Genomic DNA, 24706 nt, shown 5'->3' with positions numbered 1-24706 from the left:
CTGCCGCGGGCCCGCACGACTCCACACCGAGGCGTCCGGTGAGTCTCGACTTCGACCCGTCGTTCGACTGGCTCTGGGTCCTGGTGGCCGGGCAGGCACCGAAGGTCGATGTGGCGGCCGTGCGCGCGCTCGCGCAGAACTGGCTGGAGAGCGGCCGGACGCTGCTGGACATGGCGAACGACGTCGCGCAGCTGGTCGGGTCGGTCGGGCAGGCCGTCGGTGGCCAGGCCGGGCGCGCGTTCCGCGACCAGGTCACCCACGTGCTCGGACAGGTCCCCCGGATCGCGCTGATCACCGAAGCGCAGTCGAGCAGCCTGCTCGACCTGGCGTTGAACGTCGAACACTCGATCTACGCGATGATGGTGGAGATCGCCTTCTTCGCCGCGTCGATCCTGTGGGCGCTGTCGAGCCCTTTCACCGCGCCGCTCGTCCCGGCGTTCATCACCTCGGCGCGCATCGCCGTGCAGCAGATCTCGCAACGGCTGCACTGGGTCATCAGGCTGATCGCCGAGGCCCTGGAGGGCGGCGTCGAGGAGGTCGTGCAGGACGCGATCGCACAGATCGCCCAGGTCATCGAGGGCAACCGGCTCAGCTGGGACGGCAACAGCTCCCTGATCAGCTTCGTGGCCGGTGGGGCGGCGGAGGGCCTCGCCGGCGGCATGCACCTGGGCGTGGGCAGGTGGAAGCCGCACCTGGAGGACACGGCGGCGTTCCACGGCGCGACCGAGGCGGTCGCCGACGTCGTGGTGGGGGCGGGCGCCGCGGGCATCCTCGGTGGCGGCATGAACGACCTGTGGGCCGGTGCCGTGGGTGGTGCCTTCAGCGGTGCCGTCGAGAAGAAGGCGCACGACGCCGGGGACGCGATCGACCGGGTGGTCAACGGCGGTGCGGTGAAGATGCCTGTGGTGGGCGCGATCGGGGAGCCCGGAGGGGAGCGGGTTCCGGTCGCTGGTGGGGAGGGTGCCGCTACGGCGCCGGCCGTGGAAACGGGGGTGGGTGGAGGAACTCCTGTTGCGGGGCGTGGGAAATCACCGGAGACCGGTTCGGCGGGGACGCTGGCGGGTGGAGGTGGTCCGGCCCGCGGCGAGGTTCCGTCAGGCCGGGGGAGCGGGCGGGGTGGGACGGTTGCCGGAGACGCCGTCCCTTCGCGGAACGGTGGTGGCGACGTACCGCTCGCCGGGCGGGTGGTGCCGGTGCGAGGCGGTGTTCCCGCAGTGGTGGATGCCTTGCCGGGTGTTGGCAACGGTGGTGTTCCCGCCGAGCGGGGAACCGGCGACGTGCCGCAGGCCGGATCCACCACCGGTTCCTCTCCGGCGGTGGGCGAGGTTCAGGAGCCTGGACGGGAGGTTCCCCCACCGGCAACGGCTGGTTCCCCGGTGCCCGGCGTCGGCGGTGTTGACCTCGCCGTTGAACAGCACCAGGCCTCGGAATCCAGGGCGCCTGTCCCGGGCGGCGGGGAGAACCCGGCTGACCGGACTGGAACCGGGGCCCGGGCTGACGTCCAGCCCGGCCCGGTGGTGCCGTCGCCGGTATCGCACCCGGCGCCCGTGGTGCCTCCGGCGGTTGGGCCGTCCACTGTGGACCCCCAGGCTGGGCCGGCTTCGCCGCAGACGTCGCCTGCCTGGCAGCACCAGTCGCAGACGGAACCGGTCACCGGCGAGCAGGACGTCCCGCCGCCCGCGCAGCCGCGTGCCGACGCGGGCCTCCCAGGTTCTGTTGCCAGCGCGCCGCACCTTGACGGCGGCCTGCCGGGTCCTGGTGCTGGCCTGCCACGTGCGGAGGCTGGTGAGCCGGGTCCTGACGCCGGCGTGCCGCGCGCTGATGCCGGGCAGCCGAGTTCTGGCGATGACGTCCCGAGCGCGGAGGGCGGTGAGCGTGGTCCTGACGCCGGTGTGCCGCGCGTGGATGCTGGCCTGCCGGGTTCTGACGCCGGTGTGCCGCGCGTGGATTCTGGGCAGTCGAGTTCCGGCGCTGGTGTGCCGCGTGCGGACGCCGGACAGCCTGGGCCCGCGCCGGTCGAGGCGTTGCAGGGGCACGGGCCGCTGCCTGGAGTCCCGTCCTCGTCGCAGGACCTGCCCGCACAGTCATCGGCCGCCCCCACACCGCCGGTCACCGGCGGCCAGGTGCCCGAGCTGCGCGCGCAGCACGGGTTCGCCGCCTCTCCGGCGTCCGGGCAGCTGACTCCGGCGCCCTCCGCGGGCCACCCGCCGGCCACGAACGGCCCGCAGCCCGTGTCGTCGGCCCACGACGTCGTGGGAGGTGCTGACTCCGGCCGGTGGACCGGCGGTGCGGAAGTGCCTGGGACGGAGGTCGTGGCGCCGGAGTCCGTCGCGCGGGAAGCGGACTTGGTTGCGGCCGACGACTTGGTGGACTCGGACGTGGACTCCGTGTTCGACGTGATGTCCGGGAAGGACGTCGACAGCGACACGGAGAGCGAGCCGGACGTCGAACCGCGGGATCCGCAGCCGGTCGACGCCATCCCGCACGGCAACGACCGCGACGTCACCGCCGCACCACCGCCGGGTGCGAAGCTGCTGGAGGCGCCCAAGCCCTCGCCCGCAGGCACGCCGGGGCGGAGATCGGAACGGCAGCGGACGCCGTCGTCGAACGTTCCGGAACGCACCCCGCCCCGCGAGTCACCGCAGGGGCCGCCACCCGTGCCGCAACCGGCGCCCGAACCGGCGCCCGTGGCCGACGAGGTAAGGATGACCGGTCACGAGCTGCCCGGCTCCCTTGCAACAGCCGTGCCGCCGATCAACGTGGCCGCCGTGGCGCCAACCGACCTGGCCGCAGCATCGCCAGCCGCCGTGGCACCGGCATCGGTCAACGTGGCCGCCGTGCCGCCGACTGACGCGGCCGCCGCACCACCGACCGACCAAGACACCGCCGACACCCGCGAGACGCACGAGACGCAGCCGGTGCGCCGCCCGGCACCGCAAGGCGTCACCCCACCGCTCCCCGCAGGCACACAGGTGCCACGGGCCCCGGGACAGGCCCCAGAAGACGTCAGCCAGGTCGTGCGCGCCCAGACGCCCATGGCACCGGAGCGCGCCACTGACATCGCGCACCGGTCCGTCGTCGCCACGCTGGCGCAGCCCGCCGTCGACGGCAGGCGGTTGCTGATCGGACTGCACCGGCTCACGTCGGTTCCGGACGCGCAGGCGCGGTCCTACCAGCTGGCACAGGCGCTGTCCGCCGCGCACGAGGACGGACGTCTGTCGGACGCCAACTACGAGCGCGCGCTGCAGGTCATGGGACGGGTCACCACGTTCCCCGCCGATCCCGGCGACGAGCGGCCGGTCGGCTCCATCGCGGTGCCGCCGGACGGCGACCCGGCCGAGCTGCCGTCGGTGCAGGAGCTGGCGAGCGAGGTCGGTGCCCGCGTCCGGCGCCGCGACTTCGAGGGTGCGGTGACGTTGCTGGGTGGTCTGGGCAGGGACGCCGAGGCGGTCAGGGCGGTCGAGGACGCCTACTGGGACGAGTTCAGCCGGGACCTCGCCACCGAGCTGCGCCGGCTGCGGCCGGACGAGTCCGCCTACGTGGACCACCTGCTGGGTGAGGTGATCACGGATCCCGTGTCGCGGGAGCAGGCGGACGCGTGGTTCGCGCAGATGCGCGAGCTGACCTTCGACGACCACCTCTTCGGTGAGCGGCGGGTGCCGTTCGACTACCCGGACGACGGCTGTGCCTACCGGGCCCACCGGATGGCGGTCGCGCTCCAGCAACGGGGGGCCGACCCGCGCAAGATCGTCATCGCGGGAGCGGGGCTGGGCACGGACGAGGTCGAGTGGGACTTCCACGTCGCCGTCGCGGTGGCCGTGCTGACGCCGGCCCGGCTCGATTGGGTCGTGTTCGACCCGTCCGTGGACGCCGAGCGGCCGTTGAGCGTCGACGACTGGGCTCATGCCGTGGGGGCCGAGGAGTTCCGGCGGTTCGAGGGCACCGCAGAGTCGGTGCGCCACCGGTTGACGGACGACCAGCGGGACTTCCCGGAGAGGTGGGACGACGGGTTTCCCGTCGACGTGCCGGTGCTGGTGCTCACCGAGCCACGCGTGTACGGCTTCTCCGAGCTGACCCGCCCGCACGACACGTCGTGGGAGAACGCTGACGAGCGGTCCCGGTCCGCGATCGTCGACATGCGCGAGTACTACGTCGTTGCCGCGGAACGACGTGTGGACCGCGCACTCGCCGATGTCGTCGCACGCGTCGAACTGGCGGCCGCCTCCGGTGCCGGCGTGTCGATCGACCTCGTGTGCGGCGCCCTGTCCACCCTCGCGGAACGGGAACCCGTCGGCGTGGACGGCCTGTTCAGCCGGGAACCCGAGCCGTTGCTACGACTGCTCCACCTCCTGCCCGGCCACGTCGACGCGATCGAGGACGCGGTGACGCCCGGCGGAACGCACGAGGCCGGGGCGCAGCCGGAGGTGGAGCGCACGGGCGTGGTGCAGCGCGGCCGGGTTCGTGCGTTGCCCGGTCACGAGGCGGTCGAGCGGTCGGCGTTCGAGGTGCGCCGGTTCGCGACCGAGGACGGGCCGGTCACCGAGGTCACCGTCCGCGTCGCACTCGACCCCGAGGGGCGTCACGGCGAGGCGACGCGGGAGGCGTTGCTGCGCAGCGCCCAGGCCGGTGTGGACCGCTACTTCAACAGCGGGCGCGACGGGGGTCCGCTGCGCAGGCCGGACGGCGAGCCGTTGTGGTTCCGCCTCCTGCCCGCGGACGGGACGTCCGTGGTGCACCACGTGGTGTCGATGGACCCCGGCCGCCTGATCGACCAGACGAACTGGCACCCCGGTCAGTCGCGGGAGCACAGCGCGCACGAGTTCGGCCACATGCTGGGCCTCGTCGACGAGTCCACGGTCCAGGGCGGCGGGCTCGACGTCAGCGGAACGTTGATGGGGCGGTGGAGCCCCGACGCGGTGCCCGCGGACGGCCTGCGCATGCCGCGGCGGTTCACCGAGGTGCTGGACCTGTTCATCGGCGACGTGCCGCTGGACGACCACGTCACGGTGTTCCCCGACGGCCACGTGGCCGACCTGCCGCCGCACACCGTCGTCCCGCGAGCGCCGGGATCGCCCGGGACGGAGCGCAGGGAGGAAGAGCACCCGCTCGTCGTCTCCAGGCGCCGTTCCCGGCCCGTGGGACCCGTGGTCTTCGGCGATCCGGACTGGGTGGGCGTCCGGCAGGCCGTCACCGACCTGGCCGGGACGCCCGGCGCGGAGTGGGTCGGCACCGCGTTCTCCGACGACCGGTTGCGGGAGCTGGCGGCGCGGCCGGGGGGAGAGCTGCGCGAGCAGGTCGACGGGACCTCCTACTGGGTGCGGGTGGACGCCTACGGCGACGCGGCCGACCCGGTCGACACCTATGCCTCGGTCGTGCGGACCTACGGTTCTCGGCAGGACATCCGGCGGGCGGCCCAGGAACAGCAGCGGTCCGGGGCCGCCCTGGCGTTCACCGTTCCCGCGCTGGGCCCGGTGCCCGTGTCGGGCAGCGTCGAGGTCCACGGCCTCACGCCCAAGTCGTCGACGTCCCAGCTCACGAACCACGAGGAGGACCTCTCCAGCGAGGTCGTGTCGCAACGGCCGGTGCGGAGGTCCGGTCACCGCGTGCGGTTCCTGGTGGGCGTGGACCCGAAGCCGCGCCGGTTCAGCCTCGGGGTGCGGTCCGCCGACCTCTCCCCACAGCCCGCACCGGTGACCGTCGAGGTCCCGATGACACTGGACTGGCCGCGCTCGGTGCACCGCCGGCAGCGGGCGGCACAGCAGGCCTCGCTGTCCAGGGCGATCCAGCTGCCCCGCCTGAACGCCGCGGTCTCCGCCAAGGACCAGGCGGCGGTCCTGGTCGAACGGCGTCGCCGGCTGGACGCCATGATCAAGCTCGCCGGGTTCGAGTCGGGGCTCATCGGCCCGGACGACGAGATGGGCGGGGAAGACCCGCGGGACGTCGCCGAACTGGTCCGCCGGCACTACGGGCTGGCCACCGACCACCCCGAGGTCATCAGGATGCGGGAGTGGCTCAGGTCGTTCGACGGCAGGACCACGCGCGCGATGCTCGTCTTCGGGCAGAACGTCCACGGCGTGTTCAAGCTCGCCCGCGGGGGCCGGCGCGACGCGAAGGTCGTCGTGAACCTGCAGCAGGTGCCGGGTGCGGTGCTGCGCTACAAGGACGGCACCACCCGGATCACCCACCGCCGGACGGTCAGCAACGAACACAGCACGACGCACGGCAAAACCCGCGAACACGGTGTCACCGTCAAGGTGTCGACCGGGCAGAACCTCGCCGAGGTGCTCGGTGTCGGGCTCGGCGCCGAGGTGACCTTCCTCAGGCAGGCGGTGGACTCGGTCGGTGACGAGCGCCGGTTCAGCCGGCAGAGCGTCCACGCCGACGTCGGCGAGCTGTCGAGGTTCGAGCTGAGCACGAGGCTGCTCTTCTGGACCGGCGAGGTCGGCCGCGAGCTCAGGGTGGGAGGCGTGCCGGGCGCCGTCTGGCTGCTGGCGGCCCCACCGGGCGCCATGGACTCGAAGCCGTCCAGCCTCCGGGAGGTGACGGGCGGCGATCCGCGTCCGCCGTCCGGCATGCACCCCGACGAGGCACTGCACCACGTCCACGCGCAGTACGTGCTGCGGGACGACGAGGTGGCGCCGGTCGTCGGGGCGATCGTGCACGCGCTCGCCGCCCAGGACGTCGTCTCCGCCGAGAACATCGCCCTCGTCGCACAGGACCTCACGGCGTTCCTGCAGAACAACCTCTCCGAGCTCGTCAACGGCGGCGAGGCGCACCGGTTCACCGTGCGGCCGGGCGGGCGCAGCCTCTTCCTGTCCCTGGTTCCCGAGAGCGGCAGCGGCCACTACGTGAAGCCCCTGCCGTGGCGCGAGCTCAGCGACCGGTCCTCGTCCGGCCGCACCGGGACCCTGCCGTCGTCGCGCAGGCGCACGCACGGCTTCCGCGTCACCGCGGACGTCGACACGGGGCCGGTCAAGGTCGGCGCGGACGCGGGCCTCACCCGCGGTGTGGAGCGCGCGAACGACATCCGCCAGACGATCAGCGTCGAGCACAGCTGGTCCGGAGCGGGCACCTCGCACAACTTCGAGTTCAGCGGCCGGTTGACCGCGTGGCTCGGTGACGCCCGCGGCGAGCGGGACAGCACCGTGCGGTTCCCGGACCTGGCCGGCGTGCGCTTCGAGGTGGTCGCTCCCGAACGACCGGGTGCGGGTGTGACCCCCGACCCGTCTCCGGCACCGGCGGTCGACGAGCACTGGCGCGTCGTCGGCGAGGTCGTGCCCAAGGGCCTGCGGAGCTCGGCGCTGCCGCCCGACGTCGAGGTCGAGGCGATGCCTCCCGAACGGCTGCTGGCGATGGTCGTCAAGGACATGCTGTCGCTCGGCGGCGGCGTCGCCGGAGGCTTCCGCGACAGGGCCGTCGCCGCGGTCAAGTGGGTCGTGCGGGGCCCGGTCCCCGCCCGGCTGGGTGGTCAGACGCAGGACGAGGACGACCACGCGGTGTCCCGCGACGCCCTGGAGGACTGGGCGAGCAGGCGGCGGCGTCAGGACAACGTCGAGCTCACCGCCCGCGGCGCCGACGTCCTCCACGTCGAGAGCGCCAACTCCGGCAGCGTCCTGATGCCCGGCAGCGAGGCGCTGGTCGGGTGGGCGAAGCTGGGGGCGGAGTACTACAACCCCGTCGTCGTGGAGGTGGATCCCGGGCACACGTTCACCAGGAAGGCGCACACCGAGGTCAGCGTGCCCCGTGCCGGGGAGCGGACGTGGCAGGCGGCGCTGGCCGCACGCACGTCGGTGCCCGTCGCCGGGATCGTGAAGACCAACCAGGACGTGTCGGCGGCGTACACCCGCGGCCACCGCGACGCCGACGCCGGCACGGTGGCCAGGACGCAGACGGTGACCTGGGAGGAACGCGGCTACCTGGTGCGCTTCCAGGTGAAGCACACGCTGGACACGTCGGTCCACGCGGAGCGGACCGGTCCGCTGGGCGGGACGCACGTCGGCCCGGCGACCAGGCGCACGCGGGAGAAGTGGACCGCGAACGCGCTCACCGCCTGGGTACCGGCGAGCCAGCTGCCGGGCGTGCCGGGGCTCAGCGAGCACGACGTCGAGACCAACCTGGAGCCGGAGGACGGCGCCGCCTACCGCGCCGCCGTGTCCGGTTCCGCGCCTGCGGTGGTCGTGACGCCGCCGCAGCACGACCGGTGGCACCAGGGCGTGCACCCCGGCCTGGTGGACCACGACCCGATGTCACCGCGGACGTTGGCGGCGCTCACCGACCACGTCGGCGCGGCCTTCCGGCAGTGGATCACCACGAAGGTGCCCGCGAGCGCCGGTGAGGAGACCATCGGCTCCTACCGCCTGCTCTTCGAGGAGATGCTGCCGAAGTTCGCGGTGGCGGCCCAGCGCCGCGACGGTCCGCGCAGCGGGCTCGTGCTCTTCGGCGAACGCGCCCACGGCAACGGCAAGCTCCAGCTGCTGCTCGTCGTGGACTTCGAGGTCGGTGACGGCACCCCGCTCGACCGCAGGCCCGGTCACCGCTCCAGCACCGAGGTCGTGACGAGGAGTGAGGTGGCGGCCGGTGCCGTGTCGGAGGTGACCGCCGGTGTCAACCTCGGTGTGGGCGCGGACATCACCGTGCCGAAGCTGTCGTTGCCGGGCACGGCCGGACAGCTCGTGGCGGAGCAGGCGGGCACCGCGCTCTCCGGTGTGGTCAACGACCTGGTGAAACCCCAGGCCGCGGCCACGGCACACCGCACGGGCAGACCCGTCCCGGCCGCGACGGCGGAACGGTCGGCCGTCTTCACCTGGGAAGGCCCCGCCGAGCGCAGCAGCAACCCGCTGCGCGTGACCGTGACGATCGTGCCGTGGAAACGCGACGGCGACTACGTCAGGCACCTGCCGGGGTTGCGGAACGAACGCGTCCAAGGCGTGCACCACGCCGACTCCTTCGCGCTGCCGGACGCCGTGCGGCTGAGCTCGCCGACGTTCCTGGCGGACCTCGACGTCCTGTCGTCGGCCACCGGGTCGCTGCGGGAGCTGTGGGACCGGGAGGGCCGGTCCGGTGTGCCCGCGGACGCGAACCTCCAGGCGTGGCCCTTCACCGCGCCCGAGCTCTTCGCCCGGTTGCGCGAGCTCGCCTTCCACGACCTGAACGCCCGCAGGGCCGCGCAGCTGCTGATGGGCTCCGACGTGGACCAGCTGGCACCCCATCTCCCCGAGATGCTCACGCCCGAAGGACACCGGCTCGACATCGGGGGCGAGATCACCTCGGTGACGTTCAAGGCCGATCTCCTCGACCGCGAGCTGTTCGCGCGGATCCCCGGCGGGGAGGTGGAGACCACGACCACGACGAGCACACGCGCACTGCGGACCGTAACCCGTGGCGCCGCGGTGCGCGGATCGCTCCTCAGCGGCCTCGCCGCGCACTTCCTCGGGGAAGCCGCAGTGGAGGCGAAGACCGAGAGCGAGCGCCAGTCCGAGACCGGTGGTGCGGCCGAGGTCGTCGGCACGGGCCGGCGCGCCGCCCACCCCGTCAGGGCGAAGCTGGCGGTGACGGTGGAGGTGGAGGCCCGCGACGGCACGCGGCAGACGTGGCCGGTGTTCCCCGGCGAGGTCTGGTTCCGCGTGGACGAACAGGGCGCGGAGGTACTCGGCCTGACGGTCCCGGTGGAGCGGAACACGGCGGATGCCGCGCAGGCCGGCCTGCGCGCGCCGCTGGTGCGGGAACTGGCGCCGGACGAGGACGACCCGGCCTCGCCCACCGCCTCGCTCGGCGGGGACGGTCCGGCGGCACCCGCCCGCACCTCGCTCGGCGGGGACGGCTCGGCGGCACCCGCCCGCACCTCACTCGACGCGGGACCCGCCCACCTCCGGCCGGTGGCCGGTCTCGTCCTGGACACCGCCGCGGACCCCGCCGCCACCGGCACACCTGGTCTGTCCGAAGTGGACCACACGGTGCTGGTCGGCGGAGACGGTGCGGTGAGGGGTGTCTTCTTCCCCGGACCGGGGGAGAAGACGGACGCCGTCGTGCGGCGGGCTTTCCTGCGGGGCGCGGGGCGTCCCGGCACGTTCTCGGTCGTGCTGCACCGCGGCGGACCGGGTTTCTCGCTGAGGCGGCGCCAGGACGGTCCGGAGGTGCGCGTCGACGAGGCCGGCGTGACGAGGCTGCTGGCCGCCGTCGAGCTGCTGCACGGCACCGGGCTGAGCCGGTCGTCCGACCTGGTGCTGCTCAGCTGCCGGATCGCGGACCCCGCGCTGGGTGACGGCCTGGGCCGGATCGCCGAGCTGTTGCGCGGCAACGGTTTCCGCGGCGGTGTGATCGGCGCCGACACACGGGTGGAGGTCCGCGACGACGGCACGGTGAGGGTGCTGGACTCCGGCACGTTCCACCGCGTCGGACCGGACGGTGTGCGCACGACCGGCCATGTCGTCGGCCGCCGGCCGGACGGGGGCGGCAGCGTCCAGGCAGTTCGGCCCGGCCTGGACGGCGCGTCACCGGAACCGTCCGGCTCCCACCTCGTCACGTCGAGGAACGGTCCCCTGTCCGAGCCACCGGTCCTGCGGGTGGCGGGAGACCGCACCCTCGCGATCAACGGCGTGCGGTCGTCCGGGCGCTTCGCCGAGGTCGACCACGCTCGCGAGTTCTTCGCCACCACCGACGTGCTCGACCGCGCCCGGGAGGTGCTGCGCGGACTCGGCAGTGGCGTGACGCTGGACGTCTCGGCCACGACGCTCGCGCTGGGCGGTCCCGGCCGCGAACAGGTCCTGCACCGCGTCGTTCCGCTCGTTCCGCCGGACACCGTCGACGTCAGCCGTGACTTCGCGGGAGTGGTCCACGGCGCCGGCTTCGACACGGTGCTCTTCACCGGAGCGGACGGCACCACGACGACGGCGCCGGTCAACGCCGGCGACGGTCTGGAGATCACCGGACTGCTGCACCTGGCGGACGGGCTCGCGGTGAGCGCGGAGTCCGGTGAGGTGTCCGATGTGGACGGACGGACGGCGGCGTCGTTCGTCGGCCGCGGTCCGCGGCCGACCGGCGGTGTTGCCGGAGGTCCGTTGCCGGGCCGCCGCTATGCCGCGGCACCGGGGCTCACCGGTCACGCGCCGGAGCCGGCCGGGCGGATGGACGACCTCGCGCGCAGGGTGGGCGTGAACCGGTACGCGTGGGCGCGGCCCGGACAGGCTTACGTCAGCGTGACCGTGCCCGGCGACGGCAGTCCTGGGCACGTCGCGAACGGCCACGCGGACAGCCGGGACCTCGGCCACCACTTCGCCGTGGTCGTCGCCGAGAGCGCGGACGGCCAGAGCCAGATCACCCTGGAGAACCACGTGCGTGGGGGAGAGCTCGACGCGGCTGTCCGCGACGCGATCTCCCGGAACCTGGACGCCCACGGCGGTCGTCTCGACCAGCTCTCCGCTGACCTCGCCGTCCGGCTGGAGCAGGCACGCGACGACGTGGAAGCCGAGCGGCTGCACCGCGAGCTCGCCCTGTCCCGTGCTCTCGCCGCCATCGAGCCGACGGGGTACGACGCCGCCGGGACCGCTGCCCGCCGGACCGCGTGGCAGGCGATGGCGGCGGAGCTGGGCGGCTCGCCGGGGGCGCCGCGCTGGCACTTCCGCATGTACAGCAGGAGGCCGGGGGAGTCCTTCCACGAACAGCGGCCGGAGGGCGAGCTCACCGTCGTCGTGCTGGGAGGCGCGCAGCCGCCGTCTCCGGCGTCCGTGCGGTTCGACGAGGGGACGCGCACCGCGTCGGCGGACGACCTCGCCGGGGTGCGAGCGGTCGCACGCCAGGTCGCCCGAGCGGCGCTGCTCCGCGCGGAGCACGGCCTGGCACTTCCCACGGCGACGATCACGGGCCGTGGCAACGGCCGGTCGGGACCCTTCGGCCTGCCTGTGCCCACCTCGGCGGCACGAGCGCGGGCGGAACTCGTGCGGACCGAGTTCGTCGCGGCGGTGGAGCGCGAACTCGTCGTCCTGCGCGGAGAGGACGCGCGGGCCTCCGCCGCCGCTGTCGAGGTCCGCCTCGTGACCGAGGTCGGAGCGCCCGGCAGCGGCGTTCCCGCGGAGGAGATGCGGCAGGCCACCGTCGAGATCGGCTACGACGACCCGCGGACCGCACAACAGCGGACCGAGGGCGAGTACGACCGGGCCGCACACGGCCTGACCACGCTGCGGGTGCCGCGGGCCGAGGTGCGTGCCGTGACCGCCGAGTACTCCGCGCTCGCGGCCGGCGGGAGGCTGGAACACCTGGCACTGCCGCCCGGCACCCGTGAGCGACTCGTCTCGCTGGACGACGCGCTGGCCGTCCTGGACGAGCCCGCTGTGCTGGACCAGGTCCGCGCGTTCGTCACCGAGGCGTTGCTCGCCGCGTCGCTGGTGCCGACGCGGGAGGTTCCGCTCCGGCCCGGGCTCACCGACCGCGGCCACGTCACCGACCGCAGGGAGATCAGGCCGATCACCTCGGACCGGTTGACCGCCGTGCTGGACGACCTCACCCAGGTGGTGTCCCGCGGCGCGAACCCCTTCACCGCCGTGAGGTCGTCGCTGCGGGGGATCCACCTGCGGGCGGGAACGGCGTTGCCGGTCCGCCTCGCCACGCTCGGACTCGTGAACCTCAGCGTGGGAGCCAGGACCGCGGTCGTCGCTTCTCCGCTGTTCGCCGCGTTGCGCGACAACCCCTCCGCGCTGACCGAGTCGCTCTTCGCGGGTGCGGGCCACGAGGAGCAGCACTTCATCACGACGTGTGTCGCAGCCGCGGTGAACACGGCCCTGCGCACCCGCGTTCCCGGCATCTCCGCACTGCTGCACCTCGGCCGTTCCGCCGCGGACTCCGTGGAGTGGCTCACCGGCAGGACCGCCGCAGAGGTCCGGTCGGCCGCGGACCGCCCGTTCGGCCGTTCTCTGGAGGAGATGGCGCGCGGACGGGTCGCAGCGTCGCGATCCGAGTTCGACGCGATCGAGCGCCGGGCCCTGGACCTGGTGGCCGCCGACCAGGGCGATCTGGATGTCCGCCGCGAGTGGCGCTCGCTGACGGCGCGCTGGGGCAGGACCATGCAGAAGCTCGCCGCGGCCGACCTGGGCCACGAGGTCGTGCCGGTCCTGACGAGGAAGGTCGTCGAGGGGCACTGGTGGACCAGCGCGCTGCTGGCCGCACCGGCACTGGTGGATCGAGGCCATCGCCGGCTCGCCGATGTCAAGTTGCCCCGGTACGCGGCCAAGTTCCAGTCCTCGCTCGCACTGGAACCGGACGCCACCCGTTTCGGCGCGGAACCGGCGACGACCTCGGGTGTGCCGTTGGCGGCGAACCTGGCCGCTCCCGGACAGCGGGCGGAGTTCTGGAGCCGGCTCGCTTCGTCGGCCGGTCACGTGGTCATGACACCGGATCACGCGGTCCACCTGCAGGCGGGTGTGGTGGACGGACGCCGGGTGTTCGTGCTGAACGACCCGATGAGGAGTCATCCGTCGGTGCTGACGGCGGCGGAGCTCATCGACTGGGCGTCGGACTGGGAGGCGAAGGTCTCGCAGTCGCTGCTGCCCTGGGGCGAACCGGCGGCCGACTCGGACGGCTCCGACGGTTCCGACGAGGAAAGCTCCATGACGCACCCCGGTGTCCGGCGGGTGCCGGTGCCGCGGGCCGCGGGGGGCCCGGCGGGGTGGTTCTTCCCCTCCAGCCGGACGCCATCGGCACGCTCGCCCCGCGCCCTGCCGACAGGCCGAAGCCTCCGCTCCGGCCCCGCCGCGTTCCCGGCCTGGGCGGCGGAAGGTCCGGTGACGAACCGAGACCGTGGTGACCGGCGGCCTTCCACCCCGATGGCGGCTGGGCTCGGAGTGGTCGGCCAGCCCGGCCTGGTCTCGGACGCGGTCTCGGAAACCTCCGTGGGCGGGCTGGGGATCGGGCTGGGAATCGGGCCGGGGATGGACTTCGGCGCCACCGGCGGTGGTCCGGTGGACGTGACGTCCGCGCGGCCCGTGGTCACCGAGCACGCCGCGTCGTCGTCGAGCGCCGGCGGTGTCAGCTTCGTCGCAGGCGCGGAGCAGGAGGAGCGGTGGGAACGGCTGCACCGCGGATTCACGTCACCGTGGGCGCACAAGAACCCGTTCTACGTCTTCGCCACCATGCGCGACGGCAGGTTCGTCGTCGGTGGTGAGTTGCTGGACGGGGAACGGCTCGCCGCGCACGTGCGCGACACGGCGGCTTTCCAGCGCTACGCGCGGGCCAGCCAGTTGCCGGGGCCCGTCCGGCTGGTCGCCTTCGACCCGGCCGACCCACGGGCGGCACTGCACGCGGCGCGCAGGTTCGCCGAGGCGCTGCGCGGGGACGGGCCGTACCGGCGGGTCGAGGCGGCCGTGCACCGGGCGGCGGTGCCGGTCCGCGAGATCGAGGCGCGCGACCTGGGGTTCACGCGGGTGTCCGCCGTGCGGCCGGACGACCTGGAGTGGAAGCCGCTGTACCGGGCGAACGGCGAGCTCTTCGGCATGGGGCTTGGCGACGTCCTGCCCGAGTGGGACGAGAGCGCACCCACGTCGCGGCTGGCCAACGACGAGGCTCTGCGCACGGTGGTCGAGGTGGCCGACGGGCAGCGCCCCCGCCCCACCGCCGCTCGGTGGGCCGCTGCCACGAGCGGATCACGGACCCGGCCCGCGCCCGTGCTGCTGACCAGGGCGGACGGCGGGTTCACCGGGCGCCTCTCCGACGGCGCCACCTCGGTGCACACCCCGGAGGAGCTGGCGCCCCTGCTCGCGGGCTCGTCGTTGTTCGCCGAGCTGACCGACGGGCCGGTGCGCCCCACGCTGCTCCTGTTCACCCACACCTTGACCACCGCCGCGGGCGTGGAGCGGGACAACGCCCTGCTGCTGCGGCGGCTGCGCGACCTCGCGGGTCCGTTCCACAGCTTCGACCACGCCGGCCGGATCGGCTTCTACGAACGCGCCATGCTGGCCGTGTCCGAGAACGCGAGGTTCACCGAGACAGGTGTGCCGCGGACCTCGGACGTCGTGCACGTCGCGCGCGGTCCGGTGCTGGGCTTCCCGACGCGGGGCGGTGGGCGTGATCCGCTGAGCGAGACCGCCGTGCTGAACGAGTTCGCCGTCGCGGCCGAGCACGCGGACCAGGGCGGCCACCCGTGGGCACCGAGGCGGCCACTCCTCGTGTCGAGCGACGTGAGGGACGGGGCCTACGCCCGAGTCGACCTGCGGTCGGGGTCCGCGCTGGAACTCGACGGCGCCCGGTTCTTCCGCATGCTCCTCGGGGACCCGGGGTTCGTGGCGGCGTTGCGCGCCGACCCGTGGCGTCCGGTCGTCCTGCTCGGCCGTGACGCGGGCGCGCGCGACAACTTCGGCGGCTTCGGCTTCGACTTCGCGGGTGCCATGCGCGCCCACGGGTTCTTCCACGACGTCTACGCCGCGAAGGGCGCTCCGAGGGTGGTGGCGGACGGGACGATCGCGGGCGGTGCCGAGTTCGTCGAGGTGTCCCGGCTGAGGGCCGGTGACCTGCACACCGACTTCCTCCGCAACCGTGACGGACGGTCCGTCGCCGTGCACGTGTGGTCCGGTGCGGACGCGGCGCAGCGGGAACGGGTGCGGGCCTGGGCGGATGCGGCCACCGCCACGGCGCTGCGGCACGTCCGGGTGCGGGGCAGGTTCGGCACCAGGAACGGCAGGTCGCCGTGGAGTGGCGGGGACGACCTGCCGCTGTTCGTGTTCGTGAGCGCGGCCGACCGGGGCGGGTACCGGGCGGTGCGACGGGACGGCGTGGTGCAGCACCTGTCCGACGCGGCGCTGGGGAAGGTGCTGCGCGCCGACCGGGAGGTGCGCGCCGCGCTCGGCAGGGCGCCGGGCGGGGCGGGGGGACGCCACGTCGTGCTCGTGGTGCTCGGCGGCGCGTCGTCCCCGTCGGCCGAGTTCGGGCGTTCCCTGGCCGAGGGCGGCATCGCCCGGTGGGTGCACGTCTCGTCCGGCACGGTCTCGCTGTCGGAGGACGGCGACCTCGTGCTGGGGCCAGCCGGATTCGCCTCCTTCCCGCCACCGCCACCGGGGGCAGGCGACCTCGTCACCCGCGTCATGGCCAACGAGGTGCTGGGTGAGTTCGGGCAGTTCTTCCCGCTCGACGAGCTCGACTCCTACGACATGGCCACGCAGGCCCGGATCGACGTCCCCGAACGACGGGGGTACTACTTCCGCTCGATGCCGGTGCGGAACGCCGACGGCACCATTGCCCACCGCCAGGTCCCCCACGTGACCCCCTGGGCCGCGACCACGGGCCCGGCCTGGGAGCTCGACGGGCACGGAACTCCGCGCGGGTTCCGGGCCGCACGCCGGACCGACCGCCCGCTGGAGATCGGCGACGTGGTGGAGGTGAGCGGTGACGTCTTCGCCGGCCTCGTCGCGGCGACCGAGGTGTTCAGGCGTGCCGCGCCCGCCCCGTCGGCGCAGGTGACCCTGCTGCAGTGCCAGATCGACGGCGCACCGTCGCGGTGGGGACGGGGGCCGACGCAGGCGGAGCGGTTCAGGACGAGGTGGCAGGAGCTCAGGGGCACCGGCGTCACCGTGCTGGCGGCGAAGCGAACCGTGGACGTGTACCGCCACCTGGCCACGCGCGGCGTGCAGGACGGCGGGGCGTTCGGCGAGGTCGGGCCGGTCGACGGGGTCCCGCTGCCGGAGGTGCCCCTCGCCGACCTCGCGACGAACGCCATCGAGGAGGTCGGCCTGCGGTTCGCACCCGGTGACCGCACGCTGCTCCCCGCGCGGAAACGGGCGGTGCGCGCCGCCGCTCGCAAGGTCGCCAGGGCTGCGGCGTGGCGGACGGTGAAAGGCGTGCCCCTGCCGAAGGTGACGATCACCGGGTTCGGCGGGGCGCTGCCGGGCTCGGTGCTGGGACTGCGGCTCGGGCGCGCTCGGGCCGAAGCGGTCGCCGCCCTGTTCACCGCCGAGCTGGCCGCCGAAAGCGCGAAGCTGGCCCGGCTGGGGCTGGTGGTGCGGCCGGAGCAGGTCGAGGTGCGGATCACCGGGCACGCCTCGGCCTCCGCGCGCTCGGCGGAGACCACCGTGGCGGTCGAGCTGAGCCGGCACGAGCTGGGCGAGGAGGCACTGCGGCTCGTGCCGGACGCGGGCGCGTCCGAGGCGGTGGTGGCGGCACTCGACGAGGTGTTCGGCCCGCTCGCCGCACACTCCGCGACCTCGCGTGACCACGGGCCGTGAGCGGATGCCCGATTCACCGGCAACACCTGCCCGTGCGGTTCGTGATCGGCGGACGGACCGCATGAGCGGCGAGGATGGTCACCATGACCGACTCGACCGCCGGCCGGCCGGAGCACAGCGCGCTGGGCAACTGGTTCCTGCTGATGGACCCCGCGTGGAGTCCCCGGCACGAGAACGAGCCCCCGCCGCTGGAGGCGGTCGTCGGGGTCTGGCCCCTGGCGGACGACGGAGGGGTCGGCAAGTTCCGGCCCAACCCGGACCACGTGCCCGCGGACAGCGGGGCGCCGTCGGACCCGCTGGACGCGGTGTTCCGGCTGGTGTCGCAGGGCAGGGCGGAGACGGAGCAGCTCAGGCTGATGCTCCGCGACAGCCTCTTCGACATCGCCGTGAACGGGGACGGCCGGCCGCTGGTCACCCTGTCGCCGGACGACGTCCCGTGCGTCGTCGTGGCGACCGGCGAGGCGCAGCGCAGGCGGGTCAGCTCACCGCAGTGGCGGCGCATCGACCTCGACGACCTCGTGGTGCTGCTCGCGGACGGCGTCGACGTGCTGTTCAACCCCGGTGGTCCCGCCGCGCTGCGGCTCACCGGTGACTTCCTGCGCGAGACGCTGGTGATGGCCGGCGACGAGGTGGCCGACCTGCACGCGCGCGGGCGGCGTGCGGCGGAGCTCAGGGTGGTGCGGTGGGAGCCGGAGAACGGCGGGTGAGAGTTTCCCCGGCCCCGGAGAAATTCACCGGAAAAGAGTAACGCGGCACGTGCTCATCCACCGTTGTGACGCGGACGTCGTGTCCGAACGTACATCGATCATGGTGCGGACGTGCAGACCGGAATCACCCCGAATGGCGCCCCGGTGCGCGCACGGCTCTGACTGATCGACGTTTCCGCTGATGGGAGGCGCTCGGATAGCTGATTGTGATGGCTATTCGCGCGAACCTCAAGTAATTGTCAAGTCACTATTTTCTGTCGAATGTCGACCGTGAGCGTCTCCGATGACGCGATTCCCGCCTTCGGTCAGGTGCTGCTCAGGCTCAGGCGGGCGTCCGGTTTGTCACAGGCCGATCTCGCACGCTCGTCCGGAATGAGCGTGCGCGCCCTGCGCGATCTGGAGCGGGGGAGGGCGAACTCCGCCCAGGAGCGCTCGGCCGCGGTCCTGGCGGACGCACTCGGGCTGACCGGCGAGGACCGGGAGATCTTCCTCCTGCTGGCCAGGGAGGGCCGCCGCCGCACGGCCAAGCCGGTCGAACCCACGATGCTCCACGCGCTGCCCGCCGTCACCGAGCTCATCGGCAGGGAGGAGGAGCTGCGCGAGCTGACCGCACTCGGCACCGCGGTCCCCGCCGGTGTCGTCGTGGTGACCGGACCGCCCGGTGTCGGGAAGACCTCGCTCGCCGTCGCGGCGGCACACCGGCTGGCCGGCGACTTCCCCGACGGGTGTCTCGCGCTCGACCTGGGCGGTTCCGGTGGCCGGCCGATGGCGCCGGACGAGGCGCTGGAGCGGATGCTGCGTGCCCTCGGCGTGCCCGCCAGGGGCGTTCCCGAGTCCGAGGCGGACCGCGTCGAGCTGTTCCGGGCGCTGCTGCGCGACCGGCGGGTGCTCGTGCTGCTGGACAACGCGGTCGACGAGGCGCACGTGCGGCCGTTGCTCGGCACGGGTAACCGCGGCCTGACGCTGGTGACGTGCCGCCGCGTCCTGGCCGGGCTCACGACCGCGAGCTGGGTCTCGCTCTCGCCCCTGCAGACGGAGAGCGCGGTGGCCCTGTTCGCCTCCATCACCGGCGACGACGTCGTGCGCGGGGAACCGTGTGCGGCCGCCGAGCTCGTGGCGCTGTGCGGGAACCTGCCGCTGGCGATCCGCATCGCGGGCAACCGGCTGGCGACGCGGCCGCACTGGTCGCTGTCCTACCTCGTGTCCCAGCTGCGGGACGAGCGGATGCGGCTCAGCTCCCTGTCGGCGGGCGACCTCCAGCTGCGGTCCGCGTTCGAGGTGTCGTTCCGGCGGCTGTCCCCGTTCGCCCGCCGGATGCTCCGGCGCCTCGCGGTGATCCCCGGCGAGCACTTCGACGAGGCGCTCGCCGCGGTGGCCACGGATGTGCCGGAGCAGGAGGTCGGCGCACTGCTCGACGAACTGGTCGAGGCGTCCCTGCTGGACACCGCGCGGACGCCGGGACGCCTGCGGTTCCACAACCTGCTCCGGCTCTTCGCCGCCGAGCGACTGGCCCAGGAGGAACCAGGGGAGGTGCGGGAGCTGCTGCGCGAGCGCACGCTCCGGCACCTGCTGGACATGGCGACGGCCGCGGGCGCGTCGACGTTCCACGGCGGCCCGGCCGGTGCGGACGGCTCGCCGTTCCCCTCCCAGGAGCACGCGGGGGACTGGTTGGTGCGGGAGGGCACGAACTGGTCGGCCGCGCAGCGCGAAGCGGCGGCGCTCGGCTGGCACGCCGAGGTGCTCGGCCTGGCGAAGGCCATGCACTGGTTCGCGGACGGCCAGGAGTTCGACTACCGCTGGGACGAGGTCTACCGGCTCGGTCTCGAGGCCGCACAGCAGCTCGGCGACCGGGTGGCCGAGGTGGACATGCTCAACCAGCTCGGCTGGGCGCAGTACCTGTGCCGCAACGACAACGAGCTCGCTGTCCGGACGAACTCCCGTGCGCTGGCGCTCGCGGAGGAGATCGGCGACCACCGCGGGCAGGTCTACGCGCACTGCTACCTCGGAGTCGCGCTGACCCGGCTCGGGCAGGGCGAGAACGGCATGGCGCACCTCCGTGCGGCCCACGACCTGTCGGCGGAGTACGACTTCTTCGAGCTGCGGTACTGGATGCGCAGCACCCTCGGGGTCGCCCTGCAGGAGGCCGGCCGCTACGACGACGCGCTCGCGGTGCACGAGGCGCTGCTCACCGAGGCGCGCCACCACCGCGACGAGGCCGGCCCGGAGGTGGTGCGCTGGGTGGTGATGCTGCTGATGGAGAACATCGGTCTCTGCCTCGCCGGCCTCGGCAGGTGGCGGGAGGCGGCCCGGAGCCACCGCGAGGCGCGCCGGCTGTCCGCCGAGAGCGGGGCGACCCACCGCGAGGCGGACCAGGCGATCAGGGAGGGACTCGCGTGGCGCGCGGCGGGCGAACCGGACCGCGCGCGGCGCTGCCTGCTCCTGGCCCGTGAGCTGCTGATCGGTCCGGTCTACCGGACCGATCGGGAACGGGTGGACGCCGAGCTGGCCGGGCTGGTGGAGCAGCGCACGTCCGGGTGTGATGAAGACGGACTGGGCTGAACGGGTGTAGTCCGCTCGGTCGGCCCAACGGCGGCGGCTATTTTGGGCCGATGCGCGTCTCGGATGGCCAGTCGACCTTCGGTGAGCTGTTGCTGCGGTACCGGCGCGACGCCGGGTTGAGCCAGCAGGGGCTGGCGGAGCGGTCCGGTGTCAGCGTGCGTGCGTTGCGGGAGTTGGAGCAGGGCCGGGCTCGTGCGGCGCAGCGGAGGTCGGCCGAGGAGCTGGCGGACGCGCTCGGCCTCGGTGGCGACGAGCGCGCGGAGTTCCTGCAGGTCGCGGAACGGGCCCGCAGGCGCCGGCCGGCGACGTCGCCCCCCGGCCCGGCCGAGATGCCGCCCCTGCCCTCCCACCCGGTTGGGCGGGTGGCGGACCTCGACGAGCTGCAGCGGCTGTTGCGGGTGAATCCGACCGTGGCGATCGTGGGGCAACCCGGTGTGGGCAAGACCGTCCTGGCGGCGTACGCGGCGCACCGGCTGCGGGACGAGTTCCCGGACGGGTGTCTGGCCGTCGACCTGCGCGGGATGGACGAGCGGCCGTTGCCCGTGCAGGTCGTGTTCGACCGGTTGCTGCAGGCCCTGGGCACGGGGGCGGGGAACGTCCCCGCGGTGGTGGACGAGCAGGCGGGGCGGTACCGGGCACTGCTGGAGAAGCGGAAGGTGCTGGTGCTGCTGGACAACGCGGCCTCGGAGGCGCAGGTCCGGCCGTTTCTCGCGGCGGCTCCCGGCAGCCGGACGCTCGTGACGTGCCGCCGCACGCTGGCGGGGCTGGAAGGGGTGCGCTGGCTGTACCTGGAGCCGTTCGACGACGGGGACGCGGAGGCGTTGCTGGAGGCCGTCGTCGGTGTGGACCGGGTGCGGGCCGAGCCCGGTGTCGTGGGTGAGCTGATCGAGCTGTGCGGGAACCTGCCGTTGGCGTTGCGGATCGTGGGCAACCGCCTGGCGAGCAGGCCGCACTGGTCGTTGCGGTACCTGGTGAACCAGTTGCGCAATGAGCGGACGAGGCTGACCGCGTTGTCCGCGGGGGATCTGCAGGTGCGGTCGGCCTTCGAGGTGTCGTACCGGGGGTTGTCGCCGCAGGGCCGGAGGCTGTTCCGGCGGTTGGCGGCGGTGCCGGGTGCGGACTTCGGTGTCGAGCTGGCGCAGGTGGCGGGCAGTCTGACGGAGTCGGAGGCGTTCGAGCTGCTCGACGAGCTGGTGGACGCGAGCATGGTGCTGGCGGGCCCGGCGGAGGGCCGGTTCCGCTTCCACGACCTGCTGCGGTTGTTCGCGCGTGAGCGCTGGGAGGCCGAGGACGACGACGCTGATCGTTCTGTGACGACGGAGGCGGTGCTCGGGCACCTGCTGGACATGGCGACAGCGGCGGGGACGATGTTCTGGCCGGAGGAACCCGGCAACGAGGTGTTCGACTCGCTGGACGAGGCGCGGTCGTGGCTGGAGCAGGAGCGGCCGAGCTGGTTGGCCGCGCTCCGGGAAGCGGTGCGCACGGGCTGGCACAGCGAGGTGCTGGCGCTCGCGCAGGCGATGCATTGGTACTCCGACGACCGCTGGCAGGTGGTCGAGTGGGTCGAGGTCTTCGGCGCCGGTGTCGAGGCGGCACGGGCGCTGGGCGACGTGACCGCCGAGGCGCAGCAGCTCAACTTCCTGGGGTGGGCGCATTCCATGGTGGCCGACACCAAGGCCGCGCTGGAACAGCACCTGCTCGCCCTGGGCCGCGCCGAGGTGGCCGGCGACCGGCTGGAACGGATGTGGGCGCTGGCCTACGCCTCCTATTACGAGTACTCCCAGGTCGACCGCGCCAGGGCGATGGAGCACGCACGGGAGTCCGTGGAACTTGCCGCTTCCTACGACTTCTGGGCCGTGCAGCTGCCGGTCCGTTACCGGTTCGGTGCGCTGCTGTTGCTCGACGGACAGCACGAGCAGGCGCTTGCTCTCACGGAGGCGCTGCACGAGGAAGCGGTGCGCCGCGGCCGGGCGGGCGAGGCGACGAAGCCCCGCAACCGCCTGACGGCCATTCTCGTCGAGGGGATGGCCCGCTGCCTGCACGCGATGGGCCGGTGCGACCAGGCCGTGCCGCTGTTCGCTCGGTCCCGCGTCATGCAGCAGGAGGTGGGGGCCACGGGGCTCGCGGCCGATGCGGCGCTGTGGGAGGGCCGGTGCTGCATCGACGCGGGTGCGCATGACGAGGCGCGCGAGCTGCTCGAGTACGCGTGGACCGTCTTCGACGAGCTGGCGATGCCGACCCGCTGCGCCGACGTGGAGAGCGAGCTCGCCCGAATTCCGTGACCGCGGCGCCTGGTTGCTGACCGAGTGGGAAAGATCGGGCGATCGAACGGGCGCAGCCGTGCGCCGGTCGCCCGGTCGGGGCCTGTCGCGGTGTTGACTCGTGGGATGCGCATGCCGCAGTTCCCGCTGTCGACGTACGACTTCGAGGTGCTGTGGGCGGACGTCTGCCCCGGCCCGATGCCGTACCCCTTGATGGTGCCGAAGACCCAGGGGCGGTCCCAGTGCGGAGCCGTGCTGGTCGAAGAGGTCTACCGAGAGCTCGTCAACCGCGGCATGGCCGATCGCGGGCGCCGCGCCGACGCGCGCCTGACCCGGATGCTGCACCTGCTCGGGAACTACCGCGAGGCGGTCGACCTGGTCGCCTTCGTCGGATACCCGCTGCAGGCGCTCGCCGCCCGCGACGCGGACGAGGCCGTGCTCGCCGTGCTCGCCGGTGGCGAACTGTGGCTCTCCGCGATCAGGCCCGACGAACTGGCCGTGGCGATCACCGACCTGCTGTGGGAGGGCCGCTGGTCCCCTGCCCGGTCCGGCGCCGCGGACGGACCTCCCGCGACCGGCAGGATCGGGTTCTCCGGCCGGGGCCGGCCCACGGGCTTCCCCGCTCTCACCTGGTGCGGCACGGACGACGAGCACTACCTTGTGGCGGAGACCGGCTCCAGCGAGGTCGAGCTGATGGTGCACGACCGCGTCACGCGCAGGGTCGGCGAGCTGCTCGCGTCGTACGACGTCGGCGAGCCCGCCCCGGTGACGCCGCGGGGTGTGCCCTCGCTGTCAAAAGCTCGTGTGCTTTCGGGCAGCGTCATTCGACCGGACGAGTGATCGCCGATATCGTCATGAGCGGCCCGGTGGTGACCGGTTCGCCCATTCCTGGTGCGTTCGGCGAGCAGAGCGCCGGATTCGGTGCTTGTCGTCCGTGCGCGATCTTTTGCTGTTCTCGCTGCTTTCGTGCAATGCCTGCTTCGCATTGGTAATCGTCCGGGGAATGGTGAGGTCGGCTGGCCGGTGATCTTCTTCGGTTGATCGCAAACGTTTCTTGTCCGGATCGAGACAAGCCCGTCACCTGCGGTTCGTCTTCATCCGGGGCGGTTGCCGGCTTCGGTGGAAAGGCGAGGGCGAACGCGCCACCAAGGGTGTGTGGAAGGGAAAGAACTTCCGCGGAGTGCTGATTGGCTCGGCGAGGGGGAGCAAGCTCTTCTTCGGCGGGGCGCTGCTTGAGCAAGCTTCGTTTGTCAGCGACCACTAGCTCGTTCACATAGGGAGACAGCCAATGGCCGGAGTGTCAACTACTACCCCGGGAATGCAGGCGGCGGCAGGCCACCTGGGCTCCACGCAGAGCGTGGCCAAGAACGGTGTCCAGACCGTCAGCGGCGCGCTCGACACCCTGAAGTCGACGTGGACCGGTGACGCCTCCGCGGCGTTCGACACCTCGATGCGGGCCTGGATGGACGACTGCACGTTCATCGTGAACAAGCTCGGCGAGATGATCGAGGTCATGAACGGCAACCGGCAGGTCATCACCGCCGGTGAGAGCTCCAACACCGAGACCGCGTCGAGCATCCCCGTGGGTCCGGGCCTGGCCGGCCTCTGATCGCCGCCACACCCCCACCTCGCTCAGCCACCGAAAGGACAGTGCTTTGCCCACTTACACCTTCGACCGCGGCATGGCGGACTCGGTCCGCGACCAGATGGCCGCGGTCACCAAGCGCCTGCAGACCGAGCTGGAGAACATGCACCAGCAGATCCTCAAGAGCCTGGGGGACTGGCAGGACGGCGCCAAGGACCAGTACATGGTGGCGAAGTCCCAGTGGGACGCCGCCGCCGCGCGCATGCCCCACAGCCTGAACTCGGCCGAGATCGCCCTCAACAACATCACCGGCGGCTACCTCAAGATCGAGCACACCGGCATGAACGCCTGGGGCGGCTACAGCGTGAAGTAGGTCCCCGGGGCGTCGCCGGA

General features: G+C 73.1%; 8 protein-coding genes. 7 read left to right on the top strand and 1 reads right to left on the bottom strand.

Annotation, left to right across the window (positions count from 1 at the left end; all coding sequences use genetic code 11):
- The first annotated feature begins 38 nt into the window (after positions 1 to 38).
- The 5 genes from ADL03_RS18905 to ADL03_RS18885 all read left to right on the top strand — a co-directional run bounded on the left by ADL03_RS18905 (position 39) and on the right by ADL03_RS18885 (position 23568).
- The gene (locus tag ADL03_RS18905) at positions 39 to 17201 is read left to right on the top strand and encodes a protein-glutamine glutaminase family protein (protein WP_053734810.1); all 17163 of its coding nucleotides are present in this window, start codon (positions 39 to 41) and stop codon (positions 17199 to 17201) included.
- A gap of 83 nt (positions 17202 to 17284) precedes the next feature.
- Positions 17285 to 17908 (top strand): type VII secretion system-associated protein, encoded by a 624-nt coding sequence (locus tag ADL03_RS18900; RefSeq protein ID WP_197288450.1) that lies wholly within the window; start codon positions 17285 to 17287, stop codon positions 17906 to 17908.
- Positions 17909 to 18169: 261 nt separating this feature from the next.
- Positions 18170 to 20467 (top strand): helix-turn-helix domain-containing protein, encoded by a 2298-nt coding sequence (locus ADL03_RS18895; protein WP_053734808.1) that lies wholly within the window; start codon positions 18170 to 18172, stop codon positions 20465 to 20467.
- Positions 20468 to 20517: 50 nt separating this feature from the next.
- On the top strand, positions 20518 to 22749 hold the full coding sequence (locus tag ADL03_RS18890; RefSeq protein ID WP_053734807.1) for an NB-ARC domain-containing protein: 2232 nt from the start codon (positions 20518 to 20520) through the stop codon (positions 22747 to 22749).
- Positions 22750 to 22854: 105 nt separating this feature from the next.
- A complete protein-coding gene (locus ADL03_RS18885; RefSeq protein WP_053734806.1) occupies positions 22855 to 23568 on the top strand; it encodes an ESX secretion-associated protein EspG in 714 nt (237 codons plus the stop codon).
- On the opposite strand, the gene ADL03_RS47165 is transcribed toward ADL03_RS18885, so the two are convergent.
- Complete coding sequence (locus ADL03_RS47165; protein WP_157528932.1) at positions 23549 to 24001, bottom strand: hypothetical protein; 453 nt, start codon at positions 23999 to 24001, stop codon at positions 23549 to 23551. The genes ADL03_RS18885 and ADL03_RS47165 overlap by 20 nt on opposite strands.
- A gap of 15 nt (positions 24002 to 24016) precedes the next feature.
- Between ADL03_RS47165 and ADL03_RS18880 the strand changes: the two genes are divergently transcribed.
- Together ADL03_RS18880 and ADL03_RS18875 are read left to right on the top strand one after the other, a co-directional pair.
- On the top strand, positions 24017 to 24337 hold the full coding sequence (locus ADL03_RS18880; protein ID WP_082373264.1) for a WXG100 family type VII secretion target: 321 nt from the start codon (positions 24017 to 24019) through the stop codon (positions 24335 to 24337).
- A 46-nt stretch (positions 24338 to 24383) separates the two neighbouring features.
- Positions 24384 to 24686, top strand: a complete 303-nt coding sequence (locus ADL03_RS18875; RefSeq protein WP_156213856.1) for a WXG100 family type VII secretion target — start codon at positions 24384 to 24386, stop codon at positions 24684 to 24686.
- The last annotated feature ends 20 nt before the right edge of the window (positions 24687 to 24706 follow it).

Source organism: Nocardia sp. NRRL S-836, assembly GCF_001279525.1.
Classification (GTDB): domain Bacteria; phylum Actinomycetota; class Actinomycetes; order Mycobacteriales; family Pseudonocardiaceae; genus Lentzea.
This window is presented reverse-complemented; position numbering and strand designations above follow the sequence as displayed.